11 protein-coding genes and 1 pseudogene are annotated in these 13,841 nt (G+C 71.4%); 7 read left to right on the forward strand and 5 right to left on the reverse strand.

Annotated features, from left to right (window positions below; all coding sequences use genetic code 11):
• Positions 1-489 precede the first annotated feature (489 nt).
• From ACZ7FF_RS41550 to ACZ7FF_RS41575, 6 genes and pseudogenes are all read left to right on the forward strand, one after another.
• Entirely contained in the window at positions 490-1,254 is a 765-nt protein-coding gene (locus ACZ7FF_RS41550) for an IclR family transcriptional regulator (RefSeq protein WP_470819522.1), read from the forward strand.
• Between the two features lie 569 nt (positions 1,255-1,823).
• Complete coding sequence (locus ACZ7FF_RS41555; RefSeq protein WP_470819524.1) at positions 1,824-2,618, forward strand: MIP/aquaporin family protein; 795 nt, start codon at positions 1,824-1,826, stop codon at positions 2,616-2,618.
• Positions 2,619-2,681: 63 nt separating this feature from the next.
• The gene (gene glpK / locus ACZ7FF_RS41560) at positions 2,682-4,220 is read left to right on the forward strand and encodes a glycerol kinase GlpK (protein ID WP_470819526.1); all 1,539 of its coding nucleotides are present in this window, start codon (positions 2,682-2,684) and stop codon (positions 4,218-4,220) included.
• A gap of 46 nt (positions 4,221-4,266) precedes the next feature.
• Positions 4,267-5,883 (forward strand): glycerol-3-phosphate dehydrogenase/oxidase, encoded by a 1,617-nt coding sequence (locus ACZ7FF_RS41565; protein ID WP_470819527.1) that lies wholly within the window; start codon positions 4,267-4,269, stop codon positions 5,881-5,883.
• Between the two features lie 165 nt (positions 5,884-6,048).
• Positions 6,049-6,468, forward strand: a pseudogene (locus tag ACZ7FF_RS41570) (SMI1/KNR4 family protein); the annotation flags it as partial.
• A gap of 265 nt (positions 6,469-6,733) precedes the next feature.
• Positions 6,734-7,657, forward strand: a complete 924-nt coding sequence (locus ACZ7FF_RS41575) for a PAC2 family protein (RefSeq protein ID WP_470819529.1) — start codon at positions 6,734-6,736, stop codon at positions 7,655-7,657.
• Between the two features lie 71 nt (positions 7,658-7,728).
• On the opposite strand, the gene mshC is transcribed toward ACZ7FF_RS41575, so the two are convergent.
• From mshC to ACZ7FF_RS41595, 4 genes are all read right to left on the reverse strand, one after another.
• Positions 7,729-8,958: a cysteine--1-D-myo-inosityl 2-amino-2-deoxy-alpha-D-glucopyranoside ligase gene (mshC, locus tag ACZ7FF_RS41580; RefSeq protein ID WP_470819531.1), complete on the reverse strand. Its 1,230-nt coding sequence runs from the start codon at positions 8,956-8,958 to the stop codon at positions 7,729-7,731.
• A gap of 93 nt (positions 8,959-9,051) precedes the next feature.
• Positions 9,052-9,876 carry an SCO1664 family protein gene (locus ACZ7FF_RS41585; RefSeq protein WP_470819532.1) on the reverse strand — a complete coding sequence of 275 codons (825 nt, stop codon included), beginning with the start codon at positions 9,874-9,876 and terminating at the stop codon, positions 9,052-9,054.
• Positions 9,840-10,430: a DUF3090 domain-containing protein gene (locus tag ACZ7FF_RS41590; protein ID WP_470819534.1), complete on the reverse strand. Its 591-nt coding sequence runs from the start codon at positions 10,428-10,430 to the stop codon at positions 9,840-9,842. The genes ACZ7FF_RS41585 and ACZ7FF_RS41590 overlap by 37 nt, the downstream gene beginning before the upstream one ends.
• Before the next feature lie 90 nt (positions 10,431-10,520).
• The gene (locus ACZ7FF_RS41595; protein ID WP_470819535.1) at positions 10,521-11,207 is read right to left on the reverse strand and encodes a histidine phosphatase family protein; all 687 of its coding nucleotides are present in this window, start codon (positions 11,205-11,207) and stop codon (positions 10,521-10,523) included.
• A gap of 62 nt (positions 11,208-11,269) precedes the next feature.
• On the opposite strand from ACZ7FF_RS41595, the gene corA reads away from it, so the two are divergent.
• On the forward strand, positions 11,270-12,265 hold the full coding sequence (corA, locus tag ACZ7FF_RS41600) for a magnesium/cobalt transporter CorA (RefSeq protein WP_470819537.1): 996 nt from the start codon (positions 11,270-11,272) through the stop codon (positions 12,263-12,265).
• 409 nt (positions 12,266-12,674) lie between these two features.
• On the opposite strand, the gene ACZ7FF_RS41605 is transcribed toward corA, so the two are convergent.
• The gene (locus ACZ7FF_RS41605) at positions 12,675-13,730 is read right to left on the reverse strand and encodes an LLM class F420-dependent oxidoreductase (RefSeq protein ID WP_470819539.1); all 1,056 of its coding nucleotides are present in this window, start codon (positions 13,728-13,730) and stop codon (positions 12,675-12,677) included.
• Positions 13,731-13,841: the final 111 nt, after the last annotated feature.

Below are 13,841 nucleotides of genomic sequence, written 5' to 3' on the forward strand. Positions count from 1 at the left end.
CAGCCCTCCAGCTGCTGGAAGTCCTCGAGCGTGGGCTCCTGAGCCTGGAGCATGGTGCCCATCGCTCCGTCGGCCACCACCACACGGGTGGCGAGCGCGTCTCGGAGCGCGGACGCGCGGGTCCGGCTGTCGGCGGAAGGGGACGTTGGCGACGAGGCCATGAAGGGGCTCCCTGGGATGCGACGGCTGTCGGCTATGCGGTTTCCCCGGCGGTCGGGTTTGCCGCACGGCGTCAGACTAACCGGGAGTGGGCTTGGATGAGCACAGGCGTCCACGAGGCGGACGCGGGTGGCCCCGACGCCACGCACAGGCCACGTGTGATGTAACAGGTGTCGACCGACCATTAGCGGGAGGTCGGCATGGACCGGTAGTGTTCGACATTGCCGAACAGCGGTGGCGGGGCGTACGAAGTGGTACGACAGCGGTCGACAAAAAGTCGGCCGCATCCTTTGCGCGCGGGCAGTCGGAGGAGACGGAGGCAGGACGGGGATGGCACGGAACATCCAGTCGCTCGAACGTGCGGCCGCGATGCTGCGGCTGCTCGCGGGCGGCGAGCGGAGGCTCGGTCTGTCGGACATCGCCTCGTCGCTCGGCCTCGCCAAGGGCACCGCGCACGGCATCCTGCGCACCCTCCAGCAGGAGGGCTTCGTGGAGCAGGACGACGCCTCCGGGCGCTACCAGCTGGGCGCGGAGCTGCTACGCCTCGGCACCACGTACCTGGACGTGCACGAGCTGCGGGCGCGGGCCCTGGTGTGGACCGACGACCTGGCCAGGTCCAGCGGGGAGAGCGTGTACCTGGGCGTGCTGCACCAGCAGGGCGTGCTGATCGTGCACCACGTCTTCCGGCCGGACGACAGCCGGCAGGTGCTGGAGATCGGGGCCATGCAGCCGCTGCACTCCACCGCGCTGGGCAAGGTGCTCTCCGCCTACGACCCGGTCGCGCACAGCGAGGCCATGGAGGCCGACCGCAAGCCCTTCACGGATCGCACGGTGTGCGACACCGTCGACTTCGAGCACCTGCTGGACATCACGAGGGCGCGCGGGTACGCGGCCGACGTGGAGGAGACCTGGGAGGGCGTGGCGTCCGTCGCCGCGCCCATCCACGACCGGCGCCGGATGCCCGTGGGCGCGGTCGGCATCACCGGGGCGGTGGAACGGCTCTGCCGGGACGGCGAGCTGCGTCCCGAACTGATCGCGGCGGTGCGCGACTGCGCCCGCGCGGTCTCCCGCGACCTCGGCGGCGGACGATTCTGAGGCCCCGCCACGCATAGGCGGGGCGGTTCCGAGGCCCCGCCACACATGGGCGGGGCGGTTCCGAGGCCCCGCCCGCACGCACCCCGCACACCCCTGGACCGGTCCGCCCTTTCGGCGGGCCGGTCCTTGCCGTCCGCGCCGTCCGCGCCCTCGCGGCCCCGCCGGCGCGGGACCCGGTGGCCGCCGTGCGGTGAGCGCGCGCTCGGCGCCGGGAGCCGTTCGCCTGTCGGCGTGCGGGTGTCAGTCGTAATCTGATGATGACAAAAAGGGGCAAAAGCCCAGTTCGGGACGGCGCGTGCCCGAATCGACGCCCTGCACTTCCGGACCTGGAGATCGATAACCGACCACGATCAATAACGATCGTGCATTCGATAACAGAACCCTTGACGTGCCCGTAAGGCCGGAGCAAGACTCCCGTCCATCGGTCGGCATTGTCGAACACCTACCGGCAATACGCGCTAGAGTGTGACAACGCCAAGGGCCGGCATCGCTCTCACCCCCGAGGGCGCCAGAACCCCGGCGGGACCCGGGGTTCGGCTAACCCTGGACGAAGGACAAAGGAGTCGCGGGTGTCCAGCTCCGACATCTTCATCGGCGAGACCATCGGTACCGCCATACTCATCCTGCTCGGCGGCGGCGTCTGTGCCGCCGTCACGCTGAAGGCCTCCAAGGCCCGTAACGCCGGTTGGCTCGCCATCGCCTTCGGGTGGGGCTTCGCCGTCATGACGGCCGTGTACATCTCCGGACCCCTGTCCGGTGCCCATCTCAACCCGGCCGTCACCATCGCCCTCGCCATCAAGAACAACGACTGGAGCAACGTTCCGGTCTACCTCGCCGGGCAGCTGCTCGGCGCGATGATCGGCGCGACCCTCGTGTGGGTCACCTACTACGGCCAGTTCCACGCACACCTGACCGACAAGGAGATCGTCGGCGGTCCGGGTGCGCAGGCCACCTCGGCCAAGGCCGTCGAGGCCCAGGAGCAGGGTGCCGGCCCGGTCCTCGGCGTCTTCTCCACCGGCCCGGAGATCCGGAACGCGGTGCAGAACCTCGCCACGGAGATCATCGGCACGGTCGTGCTCATCCTCGCGGTCCTCACCCAGGGCCTGAACGACAAGGGCAACGGCCTCGGCATCCTCGGCGGTCTCATCACCGCGCTCGTGGTCGTGTCGATCGGTCTGTCCCTCGGCGGCCCGACGGGCTACGCGATCAACCCGGCCCGTGACCTGGGCCCGCGCATCGTGCACGCCCTGCTGCCGCTGCCCAACAAGGGCGGTTCGGACTGGAGCTACGCCTGGGTCCCGGTGGTCGGTCCGCTGATCGGCGGCGCCATCGGTGCAGGCATCTACAACGTCGCCTTCGCTTAGAAAAAGCTCGAAGCACGCGCCGTACGTAAAGCCCCATCACCACGGATCCCTCAGGAGCACACAGTGACCGACGCCCACACCGCAGGCCCGTTCATCGCGGCGATCGACCAGGGCACGACTTCTTCGCGCTGCATCGTCTTCGACCGTGACGGCCGCATCGTCGCCGTCGACCAGAAGGAGCACGAGCAGATCTTCCCCAAGCCGGGATGGGTCGAGCACAACGCGAACGAGATCTGGACCAACGTCCAGGAAGTCGTCGCCGGAGCCGTCGCGAAGGCCGGCATCACCCGTGACGACATCAAGGCCATCGGCATCACCAACCAGCGCGAGACCACCGTGCTGTGGGACAAGAACACCGGTGAGCCCGTCCACAACGCCATCGTCTGGCAGGACACCCGTACCGACGCGCTCTGCCGCGAACTGGGCCGCAACGTCGGCCAGGACCGGTTCCGCCGCGAGACCGGCCTGCCGCTGGCCTCCTACTTCGCCGGGCCCAAGGCCCGCTGGCTGCTCGACAACGTCGACGGCCTGAAGGAGCGCGCCGAGGCCGGGGACATCCTTTTCGGCACCATGGACAGCTGGGTCATCTGGAACCTGACCGGCGGTACCAACGGCGGCCGGCACGTCACCGACGTCACCAACGCGTCCCGCACCATGCTGATGAACCTGCACACCATGGAGTGGGACGAGAAGATCGCCGAGTCCATCGGCGTCCCGATGCAGATCCTGCCCGAGATCCGCTCCTCCGCCGAGATCTACGGCGAGATCAAGGGCGGCAAGCTCGGCGACCTGCTCGGCGGCATCCCGGTCGCCTCCGCGCTCGGCGACCAGCAGGCGGCCCTGTTCGGCCAGTGCTGCTACTCCGAGGGTGAGACCAAGTCCACCTACGGCACCGGCACCTTCATGGTGATGAACACCGGTGACAAGATCATCAACTCCTACGCCGGACTGCTGACCACCGTCGGCTACAAGATCGGCGACGAGCCGACGGTCTACGCCCTGGAGGGCTCGATCGCCGTCACCGGCTCCCTGGTCCAGTGGATGCGCGACCAGATGGGCCTGATCTCCACCGCCGCCGAGATCGAGACGCTCGCGCTCTCGGTCGAGGACAACGGCGGCGCCTACTTCGTGCCGGCGTTCTCCGGTCTGTTCGCCCCGCACTGGCGCTCCGACGCCCGCGGTGTGATCGCCGGCCTGACCCGGTACGTCACCAAGGCGCACCTGGCCCGCGCCGTCCTGGAGGCCACCGCCTGGCAGACGCGGGAGATCGCCGACGCCATGGTCAAGGACTCCGGCGACGAGCTGGTGGCCCTCAAGGTGGACGGCGGCATGACCGCCAACAACCTGCTGATGCAGACCCTCGCCGACGTCCTGGACGCACCCGTGGTGCGTCCGATGGTCGCCGAGACCACCTGCCTCGGCGCCGCCTACGCCGCCGGCCTGGCCGTCGGCTTCTGGTCCAGCACCGACGAGCTGCGCGCCAACTGGCGCCGGGCCGCCGAGTGGACCCCCCGCATGGACGCGGAGACCCGCGACCGTGAGTACAAGAACTGGCTCAAGGCCGTCGACCGGACCATGGGCTGGATCGAGGACGAGAGCTGAGCCGCGAAGCCGGCCCAGACAGTCTGACGAGGAGTAAGTACCCGACATGACCAGTCAGTCCACCCTGCAGTCCGTGCCTGCCCTGGGGACGCACCCGGCCTCCGGCTCCCTCCCGAGCCGGGCCGAGACCAGGGAGCAGCTCTCCAAGGCGTCGTACGACCTTCTTGTGATCGGCGGCGGCATCCTGGGCATCTCCACCGCCTGGCACGCCGCGCAGTCCGGGCTCAGGGTGGCCCTGGTCGACGCCGGCGACTTCGCCGGTGCCACCTCCTCCGCCTCCTCCAAGCTGCTCCACGGCGGTCTGCGCTACCTGCAGACCGGTGCGGTGAAGCTGGTGGCGGAGAACCACTTCGAGCGCCGTGCGGTCTCCCGCCAGGTGGCCCCCCACCTGGCGAACCCGCTCACCTTCTACCTCCCCGTGTACAAGGGCGGGCCGCACGGCGCGGCGAAGCTCGGTGCGGGCGTCTTCGCCTACTCGGCGCTCTCCGCGTTCGGCGACGGCGTGGGTCATCTGCTCTCCCCCGCCAAGGCGGCGCAGGACGTGCCCGAGCTGCGCACCGAGAACCTCAAGGCCGTGGCCGTGTACGGCGACGACCAGATGAACGACGCGCGGATGGCGCTGATGACGGTCCGCGCGGCCGTCGAGTCGGGCGCGGTCGTCCTCAACCACGCCGAGGTCACCGGCCTGCGCCTCACCCGGGGCCGGGTCACCGGCGCCGAGCTCAGGGACCGGGTCTCCGGCGACGAGTTCGGGGTCGACGCCCGCCTGGTGCTGAACGCCACCGGCCCGTGGGTCGACCACCTGCGCCGGATGGAGGACCCGAACGCGGCCCCGTCCATCCGTCTGTCGAAGGGCGCGCACCTGGTCCTGAAGCGGACGTCGCCGTGGAAGGCCGCCCTCGCGACCCCCATCGACAAGTACCGCATCACCTTCGCCCTCCCCTGGGAGGACATGCTCCTGCTCGGCACCACCGACGAGGAGTACGAGGGCGACCCGGCGGACGTCTCGGTCACCGAGAAGGACATAGCCCAGATCCTGGACGAGGCCGCGTTCTCCGTCCGGGACCAGCAGCTCGAGCGTGATCTGATCACCTACGCCTTCGCCGGTCTGCGGGTGCTGCCGGGCGGCCCCGGCGACACCGCGAAGGCCAAGCGCGAGACGGTGGTGACCGAGGGCAGGGCCGGCATGCTGTCGGTCGCGGGCGGCAAGTGGACGACGTTCCGCCACATCGGCCGGACGATCATGAAGAAGCTGGAGTCGCTGCCGGGCCACCCGCTGGGCGACGACTTCGAGCCGATCTCCTCCCTGCCGAAGAAGATTCCGCTGCCCGGTGTCGCCAACCCGCGCGCGGTCGCGCACCGCCTGCTGGTGGACCACCCGGCGCCCGGCCCGCGCATGTCGGCCGACACCGCGAAGCACCTGGCCACCCACTACGGCTCGCTGGCCTTCGACATCGCCCGCCTGGCGAACGACAACCCCGAGCTGGCCGAGCGCGTCCACCCCGACGCCCCGGAGATCTGGGCGCAGGTCGTCTGGGCCCGCGACCACGAATGGGCCGAGACGGCGGACGACGTGCTGCGCCGCCGTACCACCCTGACCATCCGGGGCCTGGCCACGGACGAGGTGCGCGCCGGGGTCCAGAACCTGCTCGACAAGAAGTAGGCCTCGGTGCGGCAGGTCCGACTCCCCCGTCCGGGACCGGCCGCGCCGTAGTGCCGGACCGCCGCACCGGGTCCGGCACAGCGAGAGGGGCGGCCCCACGCCGATGGGGCCGCCCCTTCCGCCTGTCCAGGGGGCGTTGTCGGTGCCGCGTGGTTCCATGGCCGCATGAACAGTGATCACGCCGATCCCGCCGAAGTCGCCGCGCTGTGGCGGGCGTTCGGGGTCGACGCCGGCGGCGCGTCGGCCCTCGGCCCAAAGGCGGTGCGGGCCTTCGAGGCGGCGCACGGGATCGTGCTGCCCGAGCCCTACCGCACGTTCGTGGCGGAGGTGACCGACGGCTCGCACCAGGGGCCGCCGGAGTACGGCATGGCCGGGTTGCTCGACGGCGCCGCCGGGAAGCGCCTCGCCGAGCCCTTCCCGCTCACCGAGGCGTGGCTGTGAGAGGAGGACGAGGGGCACCTATGGCTGATCACCGGCGAGGGCGCGGTGCCGTACGGCGCCCCGTTCGGCCACACCACCGCCGAGCCCGGTTTCGTCGGCTGGGTGCGGCACTGGGCGGACGGCAGGGAATGGTTCGACGCGCCCGCCGCACAGCGTCGAGGCCGCCGGGCACGCATGTCACCGGCCCCGCCCCGCAGTTGCCGGTGCGCGCGCCGGCTCGTTGTCGCTGGTCGCGCCGCCCCCGTACTCCTCGGGACGGTCACCTGCGCGAGTGCGGCGCCGGGGTGTTCCCCGGTGGGGAACGGGGCAGTGATCCGTTCACGCCCCCGCGCAAGGGGGCTGCGGACGCCCCCGCCGGACGCCGTAAGGTTGGTGAGTCAAGCGAGGGCACGTCGGAAGGAGGCACTGGGTGATCGAGCTGGAGGGGGTTCCCGAGCTGATCGACCCAGTCATGGTGGCCGCGTTCGAGGGCTGGAACGATGCCGGTGACGCCGCCTCCACGGCAGTCGCACATCTGGAACGCGAGTGGAAGGGCGAGGTGTTCGCGGCGCTGGACGCCGAGGACTACTACGACTTCCAGGTGAACCGGCCCACGGTGTTCATGGACGGCGGGGTGCGCAAGATCACTTGGCCGACGACCCGGCTGTCCGTGGTCCGCGTCGGCGGTGACAAGCCGCGCGACCTGGTACTGGTCCGGGGCATAGAACCGTCCATGCGCTGGCGCTCGTTCTGCAACGAGCTGCTCGGCTTCGCCCACGAGCTGGGTGTGGAGATGGTGGTCATCCTGGGCGCCCTGCTCGGGGACACCCCGCACACGCGTCCGGTGCCGGTCAGCGGGGTCACGTCCGACGCGGAGCTGGCCCAGCGGATGGACCTGGAGGAGACCAAGTACGAGGGCCCGACGGGCATCGTCGGCGTCCTGCAGGAGGCGTGCGCGCACGCGGGGGTGCCGGCGGTGTCGCTGTGGGCGGCCGTCCCGCACTACGTGTCCCAACCGCCCAACCCCAAGGCCACGCTGGCGCTGCTGAACCGTCTCGAGGACCTGCTGGACCTGCGCGTCCCGCAGGGCGAGCTGCCCGAGGACGCGCGCGCCTGGCAGGTGGGGGTGGACCAGCTGGCCGCCGAGGACAGCGAGGTCGCCGAGTACGTCCAGACGCTGGAGGAGGCCCGGGACACGGCCGAGCTGCCGGAGGCGTCCGGCGAGGCGATCGCCCGCGAGTTCGAGCGGTATCTGCGGCGCCGGGACGTCGGCCCTCCGGGCGGCAAGCAGAGGCCTCCGACGGCCGGCGGAGGCGGGCCCAAGGAGGACGACGAGGACGGTCCGGAGGACTGAGGCCGCACACGAGAGGGGGCGCTTCCCGGGCCGGGAAGCGCCCCCTCTCGTGTTGCCGGCGGGTCAGGGGGCTACAGGGCCACCCCGAGCAGCGCGTCCACCGCTCGCGTGATCACGCCCGGCGCGCCCGCGTCCGTCCCGCCGTGCTCCTCCTGCCCGGCCGCCCAGCGGTCCACCGCCGCGAGGGCGGCGGGGGCGTCCAGGTCGTTCGCCAGGGCCTCGCGGATCTCCTCCACGAGCGCGTCGGCGGACGGGCCGTCGGGCCGGGAGACGGCCGCGCGCCAGCGGCCGAGGCGGTCCACGGCGTCCTGGAGGACCTGGTCGGTCCACTCCCAGTCGGCGCGGTAGTGGTGGGCGAGCAGGGAGAGCCTGATCGCGGCCGGGTCGACGCCGTCGCGGCGCAGCTGCGAGACGAAGACCAGGTTGCCCTTGGACTTGGACATCTTCTCGCCGTTCAGGGCGACCATGCCGGCGTGCACGTAGGCCTTGGCCATGGGGAACTCGCCGGTGAGCACCTGGGCGTGCGAGGCGCCCATCTCGTGGTGCGGGAAGGCCAGGTCGGAGCCGCCGCCCTGGACGTCGAAGCCCATGCCGAGGTGGTCGAGGGCGATGGCCACGCACTCGATGTGCCAGCCGGGGCGTCCACGGCCGAGGGAGCCGCCGTCCCAGCTGGGCTCGCCCTCGCGGGCCGCCATCCACAGCATCGGGTCCAGCGGGTTCTTCTTGCCCGGGCGGTCCGGGTCGCCGCCGCGCTCGGCGGACAGCAGCCGCATGGCGGCCGCGTCGAGGTGCGAGACCTTGCCGAAGTTCGGGTCGGCCTCGACGGAGAAGTAGACGTCGCCCTCGAGCTCGTAGGCCGCGCCGAGGTCGCGCAGCCGCTCGACGAGGGGGACGATGCCGGGTATCGCCTCGACGGCGCCTATGTAGTGCCGCGGCGGGAGCATCCTGAGGGCGGTCATGTCCTCGCGGAAGAGGACGGTCTCCTTCTCGGCGAGGGCGACCCAGTCGACGCCGTCCCGGTCCGCGCGCTCCAGCAGCGGATCGTCGACGTCGGTGACGTTCTGGACGTAGTGGACCTGCCGCTTGGTGTCGAGCCACACGCGCTGAACCAGGTCGAACGCGTTGTAGGTCGCCGCGTGACCCATGTGGGTCGCGTCGTACGGCGTGATGCCGCAGACGTAGATACGGGCGACGGGACCGGGGTCGAGGGTGACGGTACCGCCGGTCGCGGTGTCGTGGATCCTCAGGTCGCGGCCCTGACCAGGCAGGGCGGGGACCTCGGAAGCGGGCCAGGCATGCATGTACATGAGCCTAACCGGCCGCGAGCTGCGTATACGAACGGGGCCGTGCCGGATGGCCGGTTAGGCGGTCTTGTGCGCCGGCGGCCGGTGTGCTCACACGGGCGGCCAGGGGATCGCCGGCCACTCGCCGCTCGGTTCCGGGTGCACCCCCGAGGCGAGCAGCGCGTCGACCCGCGCGCGCGTGGCGTCGATCTCCTCGCCGGTGAGCAGCCCGGCCAGCCGCTGGCGCAGTGCCCCGTCGAGGCCGTCCCGCAGGCCCTTGAGCACCTCGACGGCCTCGGCGGTGAGCGGCTCGCCGGCCCAGCCCCACAGCAGTGTGCGCAGCTTGTCGTCGACGTTGAAGGTGACGCCGTGGTCGATGCCGTAGAGCCGGCCGTCGGCGGTGGGCAGCAGATGGCCGCCCTTGCGGTCGGCGTTGTTGATCACCGCGTCGAGCACGGCGAGCCGGCGCAGCCGCTCGTCGTCGGCGTGCACCAGCAGCGCGGTGCGGCCCTCGCCGACCTCGGCGAGCCCGATCGCCTTCCAGCCCGGCTCCGGCTCCTCGCCGTCGACCAGGGCGAGCAGTTCCGCCTCGGCGACGACGTCCACCCACAGCTGGCACATGCCCTCGCCGTAGGGTCCGTCGCGCAGCACCGTCGGTGGGACGAGTCCCCAGCCGGTGGCCTCGGAGACCTCGTAGGCGGCCACCTCGCGGCCTGCCAGGGTGCCGTCGGGGAAGTCCCACAGCGGGCGTTCCCCGGCCACCGGCTTGTACACGCAGGTCGCTTCCCGGCCGTCGAGGGCGACGGTGCAGAAGAGGGCCGCGTTGGACGCCTCGCGGATCCGGCCGCGCACGGTCAGCTCACCCCGCGCGAGCAGCTCGGCGGGGTTCGGACCGGCCGTCACGCTCCGCGGCGGTATCCGTTCTGGCGCGGACATACGTGTCCTTCCGGATCGAGGGGGAGGCTGCACAGCGGACACGGCGGCCGCCCGGCGTTGACGACGTCGAGGGCGCGCTTGGCGAAGGCCCGGGCCTGCGTGCCGGTCAGCCGGACCCGCAGCATCGGGGGCCCGTTCTCCTCGTCCTGGAGGAGCCGCTCCTCGGCCTCGGCGAGGTCCTCCTCGGTGTCGGCGTCGAGTTCGACGAGGGCCTGCGCCTCGACGATCATGCGCTGTTCCTCGGCGTCCCAGGCCAGGGCCATGGTGCCGACCCGGAACTCCTCCTCGATGGGGGTGTCCAGGGGGTCGGCGTCGGAGATCTCGGTGGGCGCCACGGCGGGCACGGCGGCGCTGCCGCCGCTACGCCGTACGACCTCGTCGAGCAGTTCGTCCATGCGCTCGGCGAGCGCGGCGACCTGGGTCTTCTCCAGGACCACGCTGGTCACGCGGGGGCCTGCGGCGGCCTGGAGGAAGAACGTACGGCGTCCGGGCAGTCCGACCGTGCCGGCCACGAAGCGGTCCGGCGGGTCGTAGAGGAACACCTGACGGGACACGTCCTGTCTCCATTGGGTCGAGAGTTTCGGCGGTGCGGGCCATGCGGATGCGCGGCGGTGTGGACCGCTTCACCCTACTGCGGCCGACGATCACGGTGCGCCCGCACTACCCCCGACCGGTGCGTCGCCGTCGGCGGGCTCCTCGCGGGGTGCCAGCGAAGCGAAATCCCCGGTGTCGCCGAGGCGAACGAGAAACGGCCGGAGGCGGGTGTAACGGATCGCGGTGATGGAACACGGTTCCACGGAGATCCGCTGGAAAAGGTCGAGATGGAGTCCGAGGGCGTCGGCGACGAGGGATTTGATGATGTCACCGTGGGAGCACATGAGGTAGACGGCGTCGGAGCCGTGGTCGCGCTCCACGCGCCCGTTCCACTCGCGTACGGCCTCGGCGGCCCGGGTCTGCATGGCCCGCATGGACTCGCCGCCGGGGAAGGCGGCGGCCGACGGGTGGGCCTGTACGACCTCCATCAGCGGCTCGTCCTTCAGCTCGGCGAGCTTGCGGCCGGACCAGTCGCCGTAGTGGCACTCGCCGATCCGCTCGTCGGTGTGGACGCGCAGGTCGGGGCGGGCCTGGAGCAGGGGCCCCAGGGTCTCCTGGCAGCGCTGCAGCGGGCTGGTGACGACCTCGGAGAGCGGCAGCCCGGCGAGCCGCGCCGGCAGCGCGGCGGCCTGTGCGGCGCCGCGCTCGTCCAGGGCGACGCTCGGGGTCCAGCCGGCGAGCACACCCGAGGTGTTGGCGGTGGAACGTCCGTGCCTTACGAGGATCAGGGTGGGCATGCGGACCAGGGTAGGCGCATCGGGGAATGCGCCGCCTGCCTGGCGAAGGGAGAATGCGCTCCGTGATCGTGGACTGTGCCATCTACCGCCACGGGCACCGGACCGAGGGGCCGGAGGACCTGTCCGACGCGCTCGCCGAGGCCCGGGCGGAGGGCGGCTTCGTGTGGATCGGGCTGCACGAGCCGTCGGAACGGGAGTTCGATCTGGTGACCCGGGAGTTCGGGCTGCATCCGCTGGCGGTGGAGGACGCCCTCAAGGCCCATCAGCGGCCCAAGCTGGAGGTGTACGACGACTCGCTCTTCATGGTGCTGAAGCCGGTGGTGTACGAGGCCGAGAGCGACACGGTCTCGGCGGGCGAGGTCATGGTGTTCGTCGGCGACTCCTTCGTGGTGACCGTCCGGCACGGCGAGGGCTCTCCGCTCGCGGCCGTGCGGCGCCGGATGGAGAAGGAACCGGAGATGCTCGACAAGGGCCCCTCCGCGGTGCTGTACGCGATCGCGGACGCCACCGTCGACCACTATCTGGAGGTGGCGACGGAGCTGCAGACGGACCTGGAGGAGCTGGAGGCGGAGGTGTTCCTGCCGGACGGCGGCGGCTCGCGGACCACCGCGTCCCGGATCTACACGTTCAAGCGGCAGGTCCTGGAGTTCCGGCGGGCCACCGGGCCGCTGACGCTGCCGCTGACCCGGCTCGGGGGCACCGGTTCCGCGGTGGGTTCGGTGCCGTTCGTGCACGACAAGTCGCGGCCCTTCTTCCGGGACGTGGGCGACCACCTGATGCGGGTGAACGAGTCGGTGGACGCCCTGGACCGGCTGGTGTCGGACATCCTGTCGGCCCATCTGGCGCAGATGAGCGTGCGGCAGAACGACGACATGCGGAAGATCTCCGCGTGGGCGGCGATGGCCGCGGTGCCCACGATGATCGCGGGCATCTACGGCATGAACTTCGACCACATGCCGGAGCTGCACTGGCTGTGGTCGTATCCGACCGTGATCGTGGTGATGGCCGTGCTGGAGGTGCTGCTCTACCACCTGTTCAAGCGGCGCGGATGGCTGTGAGACGGCGCCGTCGGGCGAACTCGGGGGCCGGTACGGCAGGCCCGCCGAGGGCGTCGCGGCACCCGTAGGGTGACCATCCGTGGCCGGCCGGCGACGCGTTCGTAGCCGTGGACGATGTGACCGCCGGCCGCGAGCAGCGCGAACCTGGTCGAGGATCTCCTGGAGCGGACTCTTGGCCGAAAGTATGCGCACCGCCTCTCCGCGGGTCGCCGCAGAGGACGGGTCAGATGCGGACGGAGGGTGCCGCAGCAGGGGTCGGCGCGGGGTGCGCCGAACGGATGACCGGCGCGGGCGCGAAAGAGGGACCCCGGGGGTCGTAACCGCGCGGCGCCTGGCGCGTTGTGTTCTGTGACGGCCGTGGCGGGGAAGACCCCCGAGCCCCCACCACGGCCGCAGAACTCCTCCCGGCTCAGGCGAGCCCGGCGCGCTCCAGGGCCTCGCTGCCGGCCCGCAGGGAGGCCAGCCGCTCCTCCAGCGTGAAGCCGGCGGGGGCCAGGCTGAGCGTGGTGACACCGGCGGCCGCGTAGGCCTTCATCCGGTCGGCGATGCGGTCGACGGAACCGAGCAGCGTGGTCTTGTCGATGAGGTCGTGCGGGATCGCGGCCGCGGCACCCTGCTTGTCCCCGGAGAGGTACTTCTGCTGGATGTCGGCGGCCTCCTTCTCGTAACCCATGCGCTGCGCGAGCTGGTTGTAGAAGTTCTGCTTGGCGCTGCCCATGCCGCCGACGTACAGCGCGGTGTAGGGGCGGAAGGTGTCCGCGAGCGCGGCCACGTCCCTGTCGGCGCCGACGGCGAGCGGCAGGGTCGGGCACACGTCGAAGCCGTCGAGGGTCAGACCCGCCTTCTCCCGACCCGCGCGCAGGTGCTTGAGGGTGGTCTCCTCCAGCTGGTCGGCGGCGGGGAAGATCAGCAGCGCGCCGTCGGCGATCTCGCCGGTCTGCTCCAGGTTCTTCGGCCCGATCGCGGCGATGTACAGCGGGATGTGCTCGCGCTCCGGGTGCACGGTCAGCTTGATCGGCTTGCCCGGGCCGCCCGGCAGCGGCAGCGTCCAGTGCTCGCCCCCGTACGTCAGCCGCTCGCGGGTCATCGCCTTGCGGACGATCTCCACGTACTCGCGCGTGCGCGACAGCGGCTTGTCGAACTTGACGCCGTACCAGCCCTCGGAGACCTGCGGCCCCGAGACGCCGAGGCCGAGCCGGAACCGGCCGCCGGAGAGCGAGTCCAGCGTGGCCGCGGTCATCGCGGTCATCGCGGGCTGGCGGGCCGGGATCTGGAAGATGGCAGACCCGACGTCGATGCGTTCGGTCTGCGCGGCGACCCAGCTGAGCACCGTGGCCGCGTCGGAGCCGTAGGCCTCGGCGGCCCAGCACACGGAGTAGCCCAGCCGGTCGGCCTCCTGTGCCACGGCCAGATTGTCCCCGTCCATCCCGGCACCCCAGTAGCCGAGGTTGATCCCGAGCTGCATGGCGCATTCCCCTTACCCGTGAGTAACGTCCCTGTGGCGCAGACCTTAGCGCGGGGGTGCGGGTGCGGGGCAGGTCATGGCCCGCGTTGCGGGGCGGATCACGCTCCCGTG

The sequence above is a fragment of the Streptomyces sp. NPDC037126 genome (assembly GCF_055605965.1).